This is a genomic window from Mesorhizobium sp. AR10, assembly GCF_024746795.1.
In the GTDB taxonomy this organism is placed as follows: domain Bacteria; phylum Pseudomonadota; class Alphaproteobacteria; order Rhizobiales; family Rhizobiaceae; genus Mesorhizobium.
This window is the reverse complement of the sequence record NZ_CP080524.1, coordinates 4,844,713-4,858,735: the sequence shown is the minus strand read 5'-3', so window position 1 is coordinate 4,858,735 and position 14,023 is coordinate 4,844,713. Positions and strand designations below refer to the sequence as shown.

Genomic DNA, 14,023 nt, shown 5'->3' with positions numbered 1-14,023 from the left:
CGAGGGGGAGATGTCGCCAAAGGCGACAGAGGGGGTCGTCTCGCACAGGGTGCCGCCTGCATCTGTCGCAGGAGGTCGCATCCAGTCGAACCGACCCCCTCTGGCCTGCCGGCCATCTCCCCCTCGAGGGGGGAGATAACACTCCATCCACCACAAGGACGCACCCAATGACATCCCCCCATGCCGAAGCCCTCGGCAGGGCGCGGACGGCTGCCGATTTCGCTGCCGTCATCGCCTTGCTCGACACCGACCTCAACGACGCCATCGCCCGCAAAAGCGAGCTGCAACAGGCCGAGGATCGCGCCATCTTCGGCGATGGCGACCTGGCCGCCGCGCGGTCAGCGCTGGACGACTGCAACGCCACCATCACACTCCTGGAAAAAACCATCGACACCGCTGGCAAGCGCCGCGCCGAGGCCGCGCAAAGCGAAGCCCGGGCCGATATCGCGGCGCTCGGCGAGGAGATCAGCGCCAAGGCGGCAGCCCTTGGCGAGCGCTGGAAGAATGTTCACCGGCTGATCGAGCAGCTGCGCCAGGAATTGTTCGAGGCCGATGCGCTGAGCCGCGCCATTGCCACCGCCAACGGCCTGTTCGACGCCGCCGGCGTCACGGACCTGAAGGTCAACCTGACCGCCACCCGCCGCGCCACCATGGCCGGCGCGCGCGCCGCGGCACCCGCCCGCCTCAGCCGCGCGGCGCTCCAGGCTGACAGGCTGCTGCTGACCTTCCTCAGTCCCGGCGGCGCGCTCGACCCGCGCCCGGCGATCGGTGCGCCGGTGGAAGGCGTCAAAAGCAAGTTCATTCCCGCAAGCAAACCGACAAACACCCCCTTGGGCGAGAGAGGTTGACCATGTGCACACTTGCCCTTCTCGGCACCGTACTTTCCGTCGGCGGCGCGCTGGTCGAAGGCCAGCAGTCCAAGCAGATGGCCGACTACCAGGCCAGGGCCTATGAGCAGCAGGCGCAGGCCGACGCCCGGTCAGCTGCCTTCGAACAGGGCCAGGAGCGCCACAAGCAGGATCTCTTGCAGGCGCAGGCGCGCGCCCAGGCCGGTGCTTCCGGCGTCGGCATTGCCGGTTCGCCGACCGAGGTGCTGGCCGCCAACGCCAGGCAGGGCCAGCTCGACCTCAAGGCGATCCAGTACGGCTCGCAGCTGCGCCAGAACAATCTGAGCACGCAAGGAGCCATCTCGCGCTTTTCCGGCAAGCAGGCGGTGACCGCCTCGATCTTCAAGGCCGGCGGTAATCTCGTCGGTGGCCTCTCCAAAATCCCGACCACGGGCCTGACCTCGAGTTCCGTGGCGCCGGGCAATGCCGTGCTGTTCGGCACCTCTCCCTTCAGGACCCCCTCTTTCTTCAGAAGTTCTTGGGCAGGAAACACCTAAATGGCGACCATTCCCCTCCAGCTTGCCCAGCGCCGGCTCGATACCGGCAATGTGGTGCAATACCCCAGCGGTTCGCTGGTCGGCGCCGCCATGCAGGGCTTTGGCGACGAGCTTTCCGCCGTCGCTGAGCGCTACCGGCAGCGACAAGAGCAGCAGGAAGCGTTCGACGCCGAGATCGTTCGCCGGCAACTGGACGGCCGGATCGCCCAGGCTGAGAACGACGCGACCCAGAACGCGCCGGCCGACGGCAGCGGCCTGCATGACACGATGTATGGCCAGGTCGACCCGCGCACCGGCCAGGTGATCAAGCCCGGCCTGTTCGACACGTTGTTCGACGGCACCTTGCCTCAAGTTCCCGAGAGCGAGCGCGGCAACTTCATCAAGCACAAGGAAATCCTGCGCGCGGCCGGCTCGGTGCGCATGGCGGCACGACAGCAGGCGCGCCGCGACGACTATGAGCAGGGTGAGTGGTCGAAGGTGCAGGACGCTTCACTTAGCGCCATCGCGCAGAGCGACCCGAACGACACCGCAACGTTCGAGGCGATCATGCAAAGCGGGCTCGACCTGATTGGCAAGATGGGCAACCCGGTGGCAAGGCAAGCGGCCGAAGCTGCTTGGCGCAGCAAGACGGCAGAAGCGCTCGCTAGGCGATGATCGCCCGAGACCCGGCCCGCGCTGCCGAATGGCGTGGCGCCACGCCGGCCGCGAAATCTGCGGATGGGGTATATGCGATATCGTCGGCCGACAGGCCGGCACTACGAACCGCTTCCCTTGAGGCGAGAATTGCGCGCGTTTTGATGGACTGGTTTAGTGGCGGGGAAGAACGTCTGCAGGACTTGCAGGCGCTCGCTCTCGCTAGAGAACTGGGTAGGGTGGTGGAACAAGCTAGCCTTGATGACGAATGAATAGGCATCGATCCCTAGCGCTTGTATGGCGTCGCATAGCTCAAAGAAGTCTTTTTCCGTATAAACCATGCATTTTTCAAGGACATCGTCCCTTGGTGCCGATTTCGATATAGCACCTAGGATAATGTTTTCAGGCGGGCAATTGATAAGGCCGTTTGGGTATTTTAGTGATACTCCCCAAAGGCAATGAACAATTCTGTTTCTCTGTCGGGCGCAGGCACGGTACTTCCTAAGAATGTCCACAAACGCAGACTGGTAGGCTTCAGGAAGCTGAGTATTGACCGCTGCCGAGAGAGCTGCCTCTTGTGCCGCCGATCCTGTTAACGCCAGATACATGTGAACGCCGGCATGGGCCTCGGCATCAAGCGTTGCCGCTAGAACTAAGCCAAGATGGATTTGCACCTTGGCCCATTCGGCAGATACTCGCACGATCCAAGGTGCGAGCTTTGGGCGCAACGCTCCGGCGTTGGCTGTCCAAGCTAGATCATCAGGCCAGCGACGCAACGGCTGAGGCATTAAATGACTCCTACGGACAAAGCCGCCGACGATCAGAAATTCAACGAGAAGCTGAAGCGGATGCTCAAGACGCCGCCGAAGCCGCACAACACTTCGGCGGAAGAGAAGCCTGACAAGAAAACCGCTAAAGATCGTTCCGAAAATGAAGTTGCGTCAAGCCGGTCGTAAAGTCGACAGCGATACGAAAGCGCGCGAGCAAGTCACGACCGATGAGAACGTCGTGCGGATCAGCAAGCGAAGTAAGCGCGGCGACATCAAGTTCCATGTCCATCGCGGGCGTGTACAGCCGGACAGCGAAGATACTGGCGGTTATTGGTTCTCGCCCAGCCTCATGGATTTGACCGACGTCGATTGGCTTGAGAGCAAGCAGCTTGGCAATGCGGGCGCTGATTCCACAACCGGCAGCGCCGGTGTCGATCTGAGCCAAGACACTAAGCTTGGGGCTACTGAGATCGATCCCGCCAATCTCAATGCGGATTGTCGGACCGTACTTGAGCAAACTGTTGATCGATTGCTCAAAGCTGAACTTGGTCCAAATGGGTTTTTTATCATCTGTCATCGCGACGCTTTCGAAGTGCAAGGGACCTGCGCACCTTATGCTTAGGCGATACCAGCTTCACCAATCCGCCATTGTCTCCATTTTGCCGACAGTGAACAAAATAAGAACAAAAGAGTCAACCCTAGCTTGACGAGCGAGGAATATGTTCCTCATTTCTAGGCATGCCGGAGCAACCAGAGAAATGGCCGAAGGGCGTCCCATGGACCTTGATGCATGCCCACAATGCCGGGCAGGTAGCCCGCATTCGATGCGGGCATTGCAACGTCAAGCGCTTCTATAAGCCGCTCGAACTGCGGGAAGTCATTGGCAACGTCACCATCGAGCAGGTGCGGGCCAAAGTTCGCTGCGAAAAGTGCGGAAACAAGGACTCGATGAACGCCGAGCTTTTCCACCCGGTCGGGCAGGAACTGGAAACCATCCGTTTCCGGCGTCTGGTCGAAATCAGATGGGAGCGACGAGTAATCTGGAAAGACGAGTGAGGCCGAGCGCATCCTCGATAATTGCCAACCCCACCATCAAGCCTCGCTTTCGCGGGGCTTTTTTCATGGAGCAAGCCTTATGGCCCGACCTGCAACTGCCGCCGTTCGCCTGTTGACCGGCGAACGCGAACCCGTGCGCCTGGCGAGCACGGCCAACATCGCCCTTTACGGCCTGCAGACCATCGACGGCGTGGCGGCCGAAGTGGGCGACCGCGTGCTGGTCAAGGACCAGGCCGACGCGACGCAGAATGGCATCTACACGGCGAGCGAAGGCCATTGGCTCCGAGCCGCCGATGCCCGCAGCGCCCGCACCCTGCAGAAGGGCACCACCGTGCATGTGCAGCAGGGCACGGCTTCGGCCGGCTTCGTCTATGTCTTCGAAACGTTTGATCCCGTGATCGGCGCCGATGCCATCACGCTCGCCTTCTATCTCTCGGACGACACGCTGGGCGACGTGGTGGGCGCGGCCAGCGCTGCCGCCGCCAGTGCCGCCGCGGCGCTGACCTCGAAGAACGCCGCCGCCACTAGCGCCACCAATGCCGGCACTTCCGCCACCGCCGCCGCCGGCTCGGCCACATCAGCTTCCGGTTCCGCCACGACGGCCGCGACCAGCGCCACCAATGCCGGCAACTCGGCAACGGCTGCATCCGGCTCGGCGTCGAGTGCTGCGACCAGCGCCGCCAATGCTGGGAATTCGGCAACCGCCGCGTCCGGTTCGGCGAGCGCGGCCTCGGGCTCGGCCACGGCGGCGGCGACCTCGGCGACCGATGCGGCGACCTCGGCCACCAATGCCGCGACAAGCGCGTCCGCGGCGGCGACCTCGGTGGCGGCGCTTGGCTACACCTTTTCCACGACCACCACCGATGCCGACCCAGGCAACGGCACGTTGCGGCTGAACAATGCGAGTGCTGCCTCAGCGACCGCCGCCTATGTCGACAATCTCGACGCCGGCGGCGTCACGGTGACCGGCATCCTCGACGCGTTCGACGACAGCACCAACACCGTCAAGGGCCAGCTGACGCTGCGCTCCAAGGTTTCCGCCGCCATCTCCTATGTCTACAACGTCACCGGCTCGGTGGTGGACGGCAGCGGCTATCGCAAGCTGACGCTGGCCTATGTCAGCGGCTCCGGTACCTTGCCGACGACGGCCAACGGCATCTGGCTGACATTCGACCGCGCCGGCGACAAGGGCGCGGATGGGGCAGGGACGGGGGATTTCAGCGGGCCGGCCTCTTCGGTGACCGACAACATCGTCACCTTCGCTGGTACAACGGGAAAGGTGGGCAAGGATAGCGGTGTCGCGGTGTCGAGCCTGGCGCCGAAGGCCAGCCCGACGTTTACGGGAACGCCTGTCGCGCCGACTGCCGCGCCCGGAACAAACACCACGCAAGTAGCGACTACCGGCTTTGTCAAGGCGGCGGTCGATGTCGTGCTTGGTGGCGTGTCGGCAGCGTTTGACACGCTATCGGAGATCGCCACCGAACTCGGCCTGAAGGCCTACATCGCCAGCCCTACCTTCACTGGAAGCCCGGCGGCTCCCACAGCAGCACCGGGCACCAACACGACTCAGCTGGCCACTACTGCCTTTGTTGCGGCGGGTCTCGCGCTCAAGCTGAACTCCTCGGGAGCTCATCTTCAATCGGCTTATGAGAGTCCGCAACAAACGATCGCGGCGGCCGGCGCGCTGACACTGGCCCATGGTCTTGGTGCCAAGCCGAAACTCTGCCTCGCTGTCCTGCAATGCACGACAGCTGAGATAGGCTATTCGATTGGCGACGAGGTTTTTATCAGCCCAAGCCATCATGGCGAAGGCGGCCTGAGCAGAGGTCTTTCCATCGTTCCGGATGCGACAAATATCAATATAAGATATGCCTCTGCCAATCCGACGTTCATCGTCATTCGCAAGGATACGGGAGTGACTGCTGTAGCCACAAACGCGAACTGGCGGCTTGTAATTAGGGCGTGGCTGTAGACCTGAAATGCCTCGCGACAAAGTGTTCGATCGGGCCAGTCAGCGCATCGGCCTCTCGTATGATCTTGTCATCATCCCAACCCCACCAACGGATTGCGAGCAATATTGAGATTGTTTCTTCGGCGAAGCGATATCGGACAATTCTCGCCGGGTTCCCAACGACAACCGCATAGGGTGGCACATCCCTGGCGACCACCGCACCAGCTCCGATGACGGCACCGTGGCCGATGTCTACCCCCGGCAATATGATTGCTCGCGAGCCGATCCAGACGTCGTTGCCGATATTCACACCGGCCCGCTTCCTGGCATTCCCGGCCGGTGAAGGCCTTCTGAGCATCTGTATGTGGATCGGGAACGATGTCGCGCAGTCCATCGAATGATTGCCAGAGCACATGATTACGACGTCGCCTGCGATCGAGCAAAAGGAACCGATACTCAAGGCTGCCTCTGCGGACTGCATGAAAGCTGTGTCCTTCGTCACTCCGTAGGTGTGGCGGCCAACGGTCATGCCTGCTGGCAGGAGGTACCTCTCTCCAAGGATGTGATGTCTTCGCAGCCAGTTGGATAGTTTCGACAAAGGAAAATCTCCTATGGCAACAAATATTTCATCGATGCAAACGGCATCAACCTTGGCGGCTTCGATGATGTTGAGCCGCGAGAAGGAGCTGTTGAAGTACCAATTGCACCTGATTATGCGCGCCAAGACCGCTAGCTGAAAGACGTCGCTTTGTCGGCGACTATTTGCGTCATCCTGACCTAAAATTCGAACGCATCATTCGTATGGATCAACGCGTCCATCCGGGTGTTGCCTGAGCGCTCTGATGTTGGCTCCGTGCCACCTGTGCCGGCACATTCCGAACAGTGAACAGTTGTGCCGGGGCACATTTGGCGATGCGTCCCTGCAGGGCAGCAGTTCCCATTCGAACCGCGCCATTTCGAGCACTCGAAAACCCTGCCGGTGCCGCCACAGCACTGGCACTCAACCACTTCTGAAAACGACAAACCCATCTTGCCCAAACCTGGCGTTGCCGCGCAACGCCCCAAATGACCACCGGCAAGCGGCCCCCCGCTGCCTTCGAGGCAATGTAGTCGATGGTAATTAAGGTTTTTCTAAAACGCCAGTTTTGGTGTTCAACAGGCTGTGGAAAGGCATCCGTTCGAGCAATTGACAAATCGGCGCACATGGTGCTGAGCGCAAGGCGGAAATCCTTTCAAGCGCCGACCGTGCAGCGAAATGAGAATTGGTGATGAGATCTAGAATTCTGAAGAGAACCGCCGATTTTATCAACCGCAGCGAATTCGTCGGCAAGGCGAAATCCATCCGCAACGGTCTATCGTCGCTGATTTATCAGGCCAAGGGAGCCAGACGGGGGCGGGAATTCTCGCGCCTTTTGCAAAGATCCGGGTCGTCCAGGGTTTGCTTCACCATCGCTTTCAACACGCCGTGGGTCATCGACGCACTGACCAAGGCATGGCAGATGCATTCGCCGGGATTGGCGCTCGTGGTCATCGACAATTCAACCGACGATGCGGCGAGACAACAGATTGAAAACATATGCTCCGCCAGAGGCGTGCCTTACCTCGGATTGCCCAACCGTCGCGAGCCCAATTGGTCCCGTTCGCACGGAACGGCGTTGACCTGGGTGTTTCACAACATCGTAAGGCACCTTCGGCCGGAACTGTTCGGGTATATCGATCACGATTGCTTCCCTGTTGCGCCCTTCGACATTCCGGCCCGCATGGAAGGCAAGGCCGTCTATGGTCTGGTGTTGCCTGCTACTGAGAATTTCCGCTACAAGCCGAGCGAAGATGAAACCAAATGGCATCTTTGGGGAGGTTTCTGCTTCTTCCGGTTTGCCGCCGTCGAGGGATTGAATCTGGACTTCGGCCCGCGCATGGAACTCGGCCTGGACACAGGCGGCGGCAACTGGCTGCCGCTCTATTCGCGCTTGGCGGACGCTGATGTTTCAGCCGCGCTCGAGGAGCCCGTTGCTGTCGTGCTGGCCGGCGCAAGGGGTGAGCATCAGATGCTGGACGCCGCGTTTTTCCATCTGGGGGGCTCTTCTTACGCCGCCCAAAAGTCTCGCCATCATCGCACGCCGCAACATCGCGAACTGTTGCGCGATTATGTCTGGGATCGCTTTCTTGGTGGTGCCCAGGACCGGATTGCCAACGATTCCTGATCTTTTGTCAAAAATCTGCCGGGCCACGACAGAGCTTGCGCCAGCCAACGGCTGCTCGCAGCCGTGGAGGAGAGCCTGAACGTCGCCTCTGGATTTTCGCGATCCGAAACACTAGACACCAGCCATGATGGAGTTTCCAGCCGACAAGGTTTTCGTTCGCATATGCCACGTCAAACGCGGCTACGAAGATCGGGAACGCCATATTTTGAAGGAGTTTGGTCGGCGCGGTGTGCCGGTGCATTTCTTTCTCGACTGGGACATCCCGGATGTCACGGAGGATATCAGGCAATCGTTTGTCGGGTCGGGCAAGTTGCTGCCATCTGAAGTTTCCCTCGCCCTCAAACAGGTCAGCATATGGCGGGCGTTTCTCGAAACAGACAAGCCTTTTTGCCTGGTGTTTGAGGATGATGTGTTCCTAGCCCCCGACTTCGTCGCCAAATTCAACGAGTGTATAGCTGAGTTCGGCAGTCCGGACCGAAAGGCTGTCGTCTATCTCGGCAGCGGCAGCAACTACTATGTGCCGCGATGGAAGTTGCGGAAGGGCCAGAGGCTCTATCCGGCGCTCCATGCGCGCTGTGCGGATTCCTATCTGATTACGCGCTCGGTCGCCCAGGCTCGCTGCGACTGGATTGCCGAACACAAGGTTTCCAGGCCGATCGACCATCAGATCGAGCATATCGATGAGAAGCTGGGCATTGAAATGCTCTGGTTCGAGCGGCCGATCGTCGAACAGGGAAGCCAGAACGGTGCGTTCCATAGCTCTGTGGCAGGAAACGCTCGTCGCTTGTGGTTCAAACGGATTGGCTGGAGTTGGAAGAAAGCCACTCGGCGCTTCTTCGGCCATAATGCGCGCAGCTAAGGTCGCTCCCTCTAAGCGAGCGACCTTAGCCGGCGCCAGGTGGTCAGACTTGCCAACTTCCTCAAGTATGTGGAATTGTTGAAGTCGGAGGGGTGGATGCAGATGCGAGTAACGCTTGTTCTAATGGGCGCCATTCCTTGTAAAGGCTATGGCGGTATTGAGCGGCAGGTTGACTGGCTCGCAACTGATCTGGTTCGTCTGGGTCATCATGTCGCGGTTGTTGCGGCGCCAGGATCAAGCCACCCGCTCTGCGAAGTTCGGCACGCCTCGACCGAAGCCGAAGTGAGAGCGGCGATCCCCGCCGACACGCAGATTGTTCATACCCACAGTTGGCCTATCGATTTTCACATCCCGACTTTGACTACCCTGCGCGAGATTTTGCCCAGTTTACCTGATATGCCTAACCGGAGTTTTCTCAGCGCTAACCATGCTCGCGTCTATGGGCGCAAAACATTCGTCTACAACGGTTTTCCTGTGGACGAGTACCGGCTGTCACCTTCGAAGAACCGAAACCTGCTTTTCCTGGCGGGTATCGCACGATCAAGCAAGGGTCTCAGTCGCGCCGTTCACCTTGCGAAAGTGTTCGATTTCCAGCTCGACATTGCGGGCGGTTCGCGTTGGAAATTACTGGGCCGCAGTCAGGCCCGCCGCGATCGTGTGTTTCTCAGAAGCCTTGGGAGGCGGTATCGATTTCACGGCATAGTCGACGGCGATGTGAAGTTGCGTCTACTCGGGGAGGCCAGAGCTTTTCTCAATCCGATTGCCTGGGAAGAGCCGTTCGGAAATGCGCCAGTCGAGGCCATGCTTTGCGGCACTCCCGTGCTCACCACGCCAAGAGGCGCTCTTCCAGAAACAGTCGATGCTGATAGCGGTCGGTTCTTCGAAACCGACGATGATTTTAGCAACGCGCTTCAAGCAGTCGAGAGCTTAACACCAGAACAATGCAGAGAGTCTGCTGCTACGCGGTTTCCCATTCGCAAGACATCGCTCGGATATCTGGAACTCTACACTCGCATATTAGACGGCGAAACGCTCAATTAGCGAGGGACGTTTCTACCGCTTCGCGTGTCATAAGTATCCGCCCAGAGGTCCGTCTCAGCGCGGCGCGTAAGCTCTGTTCCTAAACATACTCAAATCCCCAACCTAAGAGGCCAATCATGGACCGCAACTTTGCGCGGGCGCTTGCGCTCGTCCTGAAATCCGAAGGCGGATGGTCCGACAATCCGGCCGATCCCGGCGGCGCCACCATGAAAGGCGTCACGCTCGCCAATTTCCGCCGCTACGTCAAAGCCAATGCTGCCAAGGCCGAATTGCGCAAGATCACCGATGAGCAGGTGGCGACCGTCTATCGCCGCTTCTATTGGGACGCCGTTGCCGGCGCCGAGCTTCCCGACGGTGTCGACTATGCCGTGTTCGACTTCGCCGTGAACAGCGGGCCGGGCAGGGCGGCGAAATATCTTCAGGCCGCCATCGGCGCGGTGCAGGACGGCAGGATCGGCCCGGCGACGCTGCAGGCTGCGCGCGCCAGGCCCGCGGGAACGGTCATCGACACGCTCTGCGACGCCCGTCTGGCTTTCCTGATGCGGCTGCCGACCTGGCCCGTCTTCGGCAAGGGCTGGTCTGAGCGGGTCAGATCGGTGCGCACCCAGGCGCTGTTGATGTCGGCGAACTCCGTTCGGCCGCCCGTCCAGTCCGCTCCTGCAGCTTCGTCGGATTCACGGCCGGCCTCACAGCAGGGTGAGCCACCTGCATCGCCTATCGCGTCTGGCGCTGCCGCCGCGCCGCCGGTGCCTGCTGGGGCCCCCGCCGCTCCGGCCGAGCCGTTCTGGCGAGTGCTGTTTCAAATCCTCAAATCCATCTTCGCAAGGAGCTCGAAATGATCGCCGTCATCATCCGCATTGTGCTGCGCTACGGCGCCGGCATCCTCGTTGCGCGCGGCCTGCTCGGCGCCGGCGATGCCGCTGCTCTTTCCAGCGATCCCGACGTCCAGGTCGCCATCGAGGCCGGCGTTGGTCTGGCGATCAGCGCCGCCACCGAGGGTTGGTATGTGCTTGCCCATAAATTCCACTGGTCGAAATGACGGAGGAAGCCGCGATGGTTGAGATTTTCACCGAAATCATTCGTCAGGCGCTGCCCTGGGTGGTTGGCGCGCTCCTTCTTGCCGGCGCGATCGGCTTCGCGATCGTGTGGTGTCAGCAATGACCGCGCTCCTGTCGTTCCTCGCCAGCAACCCGGCAATATCAGGCATGCTGGCGTCCGTCATTGCCGTCCTCGGCTGGGGTTTTCACCAGCGGCTTGCCGGCGCCAAGGCTGAGCGCAACAGGCAGGCCACCGCCGAAGCATCAGCGCGCGATGTTGCCGACCAGGTCCAGAACGATATCGGCGCGCTTCCCACCGATGCCGCCCGAAAGGAGCTGAAGTCATGGGCAAGGGATTGATCCCCGCGTTCGTCGCGTTCGCCATCGCACTGGCCGGCTGCACCACCGCCACTGGCGGCTTCTGCGCGGTCTCGTCGCCGCTGCGCCTGTCCACCAAGGCCGTCGACGCAATATCGGATGCCGAGGTGAGGGCGCTGCTGGCCCACAATCGCAAGGGCCAAAAGCTCTGCGGATGGAGGCCGTGATGCACGACTTCTTTGATCTGCTCGGCATCAAGGGTCCGGTCGTTGCCGCCGGTCTCGCCGGTGGCGTCCTGCGGGCGCTGTCGCGCCATCGCTACAAGCTGCGCGAAATGGTCGCCTCGCCGATCTGCGGCGCGCTGGCCGCCGCCTATCTGACGCTGCCTGTCGTATCCTACTTCAAGGCAACGGGCCTGCCGATCCCCGATCCGGCCGATGACACCACGACCCTGGCGGCTGCGTTCCTGATCGGCGTTTCCGCCATGTGGATCTCGGATATTGTCTTCGAGGTGGTCGTGCGGAGATTCAAGGCGGCAAGGGAAGAATGACGGCGCCGAGGATCGAGGGCCGCCCAATCGGGGGGCAACAGCAACACGCGCCTCAACATGAGTGGCTGGACGAAAGCAGCGAAAGTCCCCACCTTAGGAGAAATCCGAAGGAGACGTGATATGGCCACTTCCACCGAACGCGCAGTCCTTGCCGGCGGCTGCTTCTGGGGCATGCAAGATTTGATACGGCGCTATCCCGGCGTGATCTCGACCCGTGTCGGCTATAGCGGCGGCGACGTGCCCAATGCCACCTACCGCAATCACGGCACCCATGCCGAAGCCATCGAGATCAATTTCGATCCGGCCAGGATCAGCTATCGCACGCTGCTTGAACGCTTCTTCCAGATCCATGATCCATCGACGCGCAACCGCCAGGGCAATGATGTCGGGGTGAGCTATCGGTCTGCGATCTTCTACACCAGCGACGAACAGAAACAGATTGCCGAAGACACCATCGCCGATGTCGATGCCTCGGGGCTATGGCCGGGCAAGGTCGTCACCGAGCTTGCCCCGGCAGGCGCTTTTTGGGAAGCGGAACCCGAGCATCAGGACTATCTGGAGAAATATCCCAACGGCTACACATGCCATTTTGTCAGGCCGGGCTGGAAGCTTCCGGTTCGTGAAAAGGCCGTTTCATAGCCCAGCCCTTTGTCGGGATGCCGCCGTGCCGAAGGTGCGGCGGCGGTTCAAGCCCAATTGTTCTAGAAGCCGAAGAACTGCCAGCCGATCAAATATCCAAGCGCGACAACCACCAGGGGAAACAAGGCAGGTGCGAGCCAGCTCAGGGCAGGGCCCTTTGGCGGTTCTGGCATATTGCTGGGTGCGTTTCCGATGTTTTTGGTCATCCGGCATAGTAGCAAGTGCTGATTAACGATTCTGTAACCTGCCCTACGCCTCGACAATGCCGCGAATCTGCTGCTACGAGGTTTCCAATTCAAAAGACGGCACGAGGCCACCTGGGCCCCTACGCCCGAATCCTTGATGGCGAAGTGCTTCCTTGACAACCAGCGATCCAATCCTTCTGGTCGGCTTTCCCGCAGTTGGCGACTTCATCCGTTGCCACTCCGCGGTCCAGATCATTGCCCAACGATTTCCCGGTCGTCCGATCGATGTGGTCACCTCGCCTGTCGCAGCACCGCTGGCGCGCATGATGCCGCATGTCAGGAAAGGCTGGGCGCTCGCCAAGCGCCACCGGCAGCTTGGCTTTGAGGAGCGCCGCCGCCTGGTCGGCGAGTTGCGCAAGGAAAATTACCGCACGGCCTATCTGATGACCAGCACCACCAAGGCGGCGCTGATGACGTTCATGGCCGGCATACCGGAACGCATCGGCTATCCGCAGGAGTTGCAATTCGGACTGCTGAATCGCTTCCCGGCCGGCTGGCTCGGGCATTTGTGGGCCTTCGGCCCGCGCAAGACGCGGATCTTCGAAGAAGTCTGTTCGATTGCCTCGCTTGGCGAAAGCCCGGCTGCGGAGGCGCAATGGCCGGCACCCCGGCTTGTGGTCGATCCGGCGGAACTGGACGATTGGCGCAAGAACCAGAAAATCGACGCCGCGCGTCCGGCGCTCTCGCTCTACACGGCCGGTGTCGACGATTTCCGGTCATGGCCCGTGGAACGCTTTGTCTCGATCGCCAGGACCTATCATGAGCGCGGCTGGGCGATCTGGATCATCGGCGGTGCGCGTGAGCGCGCCGGCGCCGCGCAAATCCGCGCCGCCATTCCCGAGGCCGTCGACTTCACATCGACCCCGTCGATTGACGATGCCATGCGCCAGATCGCTGCCTCGACCATGTTCCTCGGCGTCGATGGGGGCATCTCGCATGCCGCCGCCGCCTTGAATGTCCCGTGCGCGCTTATCTACGGGCTGAACCGTCCCTATGTGCACGGGCCCGTAAACAGCCACGTCCGCTTTCTCGAGCCGCCGCTGTCGACACCCAGTTGGGTCGAGGATACGCGTGGCGTCAGCGAGGGCCGCGTGCTGGAGGCGCTGGCTGGCCTTTCAGCTGAAATCCGCAGCTGAAATCCAGAGCCTGGTACTTCATCTGATAGCCAGGATGCCTGGGTCGAGAAATAGTATCAAAGATTGTGTCGCTTGGCCGACAAGACTAGGGTCGGACATTCTTCGGTTTTACAAGGCCGACGCGGTAATGCTGAGGGTGTTGCCTGAGCCGCGCCGGCCAAAGCGGCTTCCAGAAAGTCCGCCGCGAGACCAATTCTAGC

19 protein-coding genes are annotated in these 14,023 nt (G+C 60.9%); 15 read left to right on the top strand and 4 right to left on the bottom strand.

Annotation, left to right across the window (positions count from 1 at the left end; all coding sequences use genetic code 11):
* Nucleotides 1–167 precede the first annotated feature (167 nt).
* Genes LHFGNBLO_RS27180 through LHFGNBLO_RS27170 form a run of 3 tightly spaced genes read left to right on the top strand, consistent with a single transcriptional unit; the run spans nt 168 to nt 2,038 of the window.
* Nucleotides 168–848 (top strand): hypothetical protein, encoded by a 681-nt coding sequence (locus tag LHFGNBLO_RS27180; RefSeq protein ID WP_258602364.1) that lies wholly within the window; start codon nt 168–170, stop codon nt 846–848.
* A 2-nt stretch (nt 849–850) separates the two neighbouring features.
* Entirely contained in the window at nt 851–1,384 is a 534-nt protein-coding gene (locus LHFGNBLO_RS27175; RefSeq protein ID WP_258602363.1) for a hypothetical protein, read from the top strand.
* Complete coding sequence (locus tag LHFGNBLO_RS27170) at nt 1,385–2,038, top strand: hypothetical protein (protein ID WP_258602362.1); 654 nt, start codon at nt 1,385–1,387, stop codon at nt 2,036–2,038.
* A 101-nt stretch (nt 2,039–2,139) separates the two neighbouring features.
* On the opposite strand, the gene LHFGNBLO_RS27165 is transcribed toward LHFGNBLO_RS27170, so the two are convergent.
* Together LHFGNBLO_RS27165 and LHFGNBLO_RS27160 are read right to left on the bottom strand one after the other, a co-directional pair.
* Complete coding sequence (locus LHFGNBLO_RS27165; RefSeq protein WP_258602361.1) at nt 2,140–2,805, bottom strand: hypothetical protein; 666 nt, start codon at nt 2,803–2,805, stop codon at nt 2,140–2,142.
* A gap of 124 nt (nt 2,806–2,929) precedes the next feature.
* Complete coding sequence (locus LHFGNBLO_RS27160) at nt 2,930–3,364, bottom strand: hypothetical protein (RefSeq protein ID WP_258602360.1); 435 nt, start codon at nt 3,362–3,364, stop codon at nt 2,930–2,932.
* Between the two features lie 209 nt (nt 3,365–3,573).
* Here LHFGNBLO_RS27160 and LHFGNBLO_RS27155 point away from each other — a divergent pair, with 209 nt between their 5' ends.
* Both LHFGNBLO_RS27155 and LHFGNBLO_RS27150 read left to right on the top strand, forming a co-directional pair.
* Entirely contained in the window at nt 3,574–3,843 is a 270-nt protein-coding gene (locus LHFGNBLO_RS27155; RefSeq protein WP_258602359.1) for a hypothetical protein, read from the top strand.
* Between the two features lie 79 nt (nt 3,844–3,922).
* Nucleotides 3,923–5,815 (top strand): hypothetical protein, encoded by a 1,893-nt coding sequence (locus LHFGNBLO_RS27150; RefSeq protein ID WP_258602358.1) that lies wholly within the window; start codon nt 3,923–3,925, stop codon nt 5,813–5,815.
* On the opposite strand, the gene LHFGNBLO_RS33500 is transcribed toward LHFGNBLO_RS27150, so the two are convergent.
* Nucleotides 5,799–6,518 (bottom strand): CatB-related O-acetyltransferase, encoded by a 720-nt coding sequence (locus LHFGNBLO_RS33500; RefSeq protein ID WP_319944182.1) that lies wholly within the window; start codon nt 6,516–6,518, stop codon nt 5,799–5,801. The genes LHFGNBLO_RS27150 and LHFGNBLO_RS33500 overlap by 17 nt on opposite strands.
* 645 nt (nt 6,519–7,163) lie before the next feature.
* On the bottom strand, nt 7,164–7,325 hold the full coding sequence (locus LHFGNBLO_RS27140) for a hypothetical protein (protein ID WP_258602357.1): 162 nt from the start codon (nt 7,323–7,325) through the stop codon (nt 7,164–7,166).
* Between LHFGNBLO_RS27140 and LHFGNBLO_RS27135 the strand changes: the two genes are divergently transcribed.
* From LHFGNBLO_RS27135 to waaF, 10 genes are all read left to right on the top strand, one after another.
* On the top strand, nt 7,318–7,998 hold the full coding sequence (locus LHFGNBLO_RS27135; protein ID WP_258602356.1) for a hypothetical protein: 681 nt from the start codon (nt 7,318–7,320) through the stop codon (nt 7,996–7,998). The two genes, LHFGNBLO_RS27140 and LHFGNBLO_RS27135, sit on opposite strands and share 8 nt — an antisense overlap.
* 124 nt (nt 7,999–8,122) lie before the next feature.
* Nucleotides 8,123–8,857, top strand: coding sequence for a glycosyltransferase family 25 protein (locus tag LHFGNBLO_RS27130; RefSeq protein ID WP_258602355.1), 735 nt, complete (start codon nt 8,123–8,125; stop codon nt 8,855–8,857).
* Nucleotides 8,858–8,953: 96 nt separating this feature from the next.
* Complete coding sequence (locus LHFGNBLO_RS27125; RefSeq protein WP_258602354.1) at nt 8,954–9,898, top strand: glycosyltransferase; 945 nt, start codon at nt 8,954–8,956, stop codon at nt 9,896–9,898.
* Nucleotides 9,899–10,014: 116 nt separating this feature from the next.
* Nucleotides 10,015–10,737, top strand: a complete 723-nt coding sequence (locus LHFGNBLO_RS27120) for a glycoside hydrolase family 108 protein (protein WP_258602353.1) — start codon at nt 10,015–10,017, stop codon at nt 10,735–10,737.
* The gene (locus LHFGNBLO_RS27115; protein WP_258602352.1) at nt 10,734–10,937 is read left to right on the top strand and encodes a hypothetical protein; all 204 of its coding nucleotides are present in this window, start codon (nt 10,734–10,736) and stop codon (nt 10,935–10,937) included. Before LHFGNBLO_RS27120 ends, LHFGNBLO_RS27115 begins: the two co-directional genes overlap by 4 nt.
* A 118-nt stretch (nt 10,938–11,055) precedes the next feature.
* On the top strand, nt 11,056–11,295 hold the full coding sequence (locus LHFGNBLO_RS27110) for an ABC transporter permease (RefSeq protein ID WP_258602351.1): 240 nt from the start codon (nt 11,056–11,058) through the stop codon (nt 11,293–11,295).
* On the top strand, nt 11,280–11,480 hold the full coding sequence (locus LHFGNBLO_RS27105; protein ID WP_258602350.1) for a hypothetical protein: 201 nt from the start codon (nt 11,280–11,282) through the stop codon (nt 11,478–11,480). Before LHFGNBLO_RS27110 ends, LHFGNBLO_RS27105 begins: the two co-directional genes overlap by 16 nt.
* Complete coding sequence (locus tag LHFGNBLO_RS27100) at nt 11,480–11,803, top strand: hypothetical protein (protein ID WP_258602349.1); 324 nt, start codon at nt 11,480–11,482, stop codon at nt 11,801–11,803. The genes LHFGNBLO_RS27105 and LHFGNBLO_RS27100 overlap by 1 nt, the downstream gene beginning before the upstream one ends.
* A gap of 120 nt (nt 11,804–11,923) precedes the next feature.
* Nucleotides 11,924–12,442, top strand: a complete 519-nt coding sequence (gene msrA / locus LHFGNBLO_RS27095) for a peptide-methionine (S)-S-oxide reductase MsrA (protein WP_258602348.1) — start codon at nt 11,924–11,926, stop codon at nt 12,440–12,442.
* Nucleotides 12,443–12,800: 358 nt separating this feature from the next.
* On the top strand, nt 12,801–13,823 hold the full coding sequence (gene waaF / locus LHFGNBLO_RS27090) for a lipopolysaccharide heptosyltransferase II (protein WP_258602347.1): 1,023 nt from the start codon (nt 12,801–12,803) through the stop codon (nt 13,821–13,823).
* The last annotated feature ends 200 nt before the right edge of the window (nt 13,824–14,023 follow it).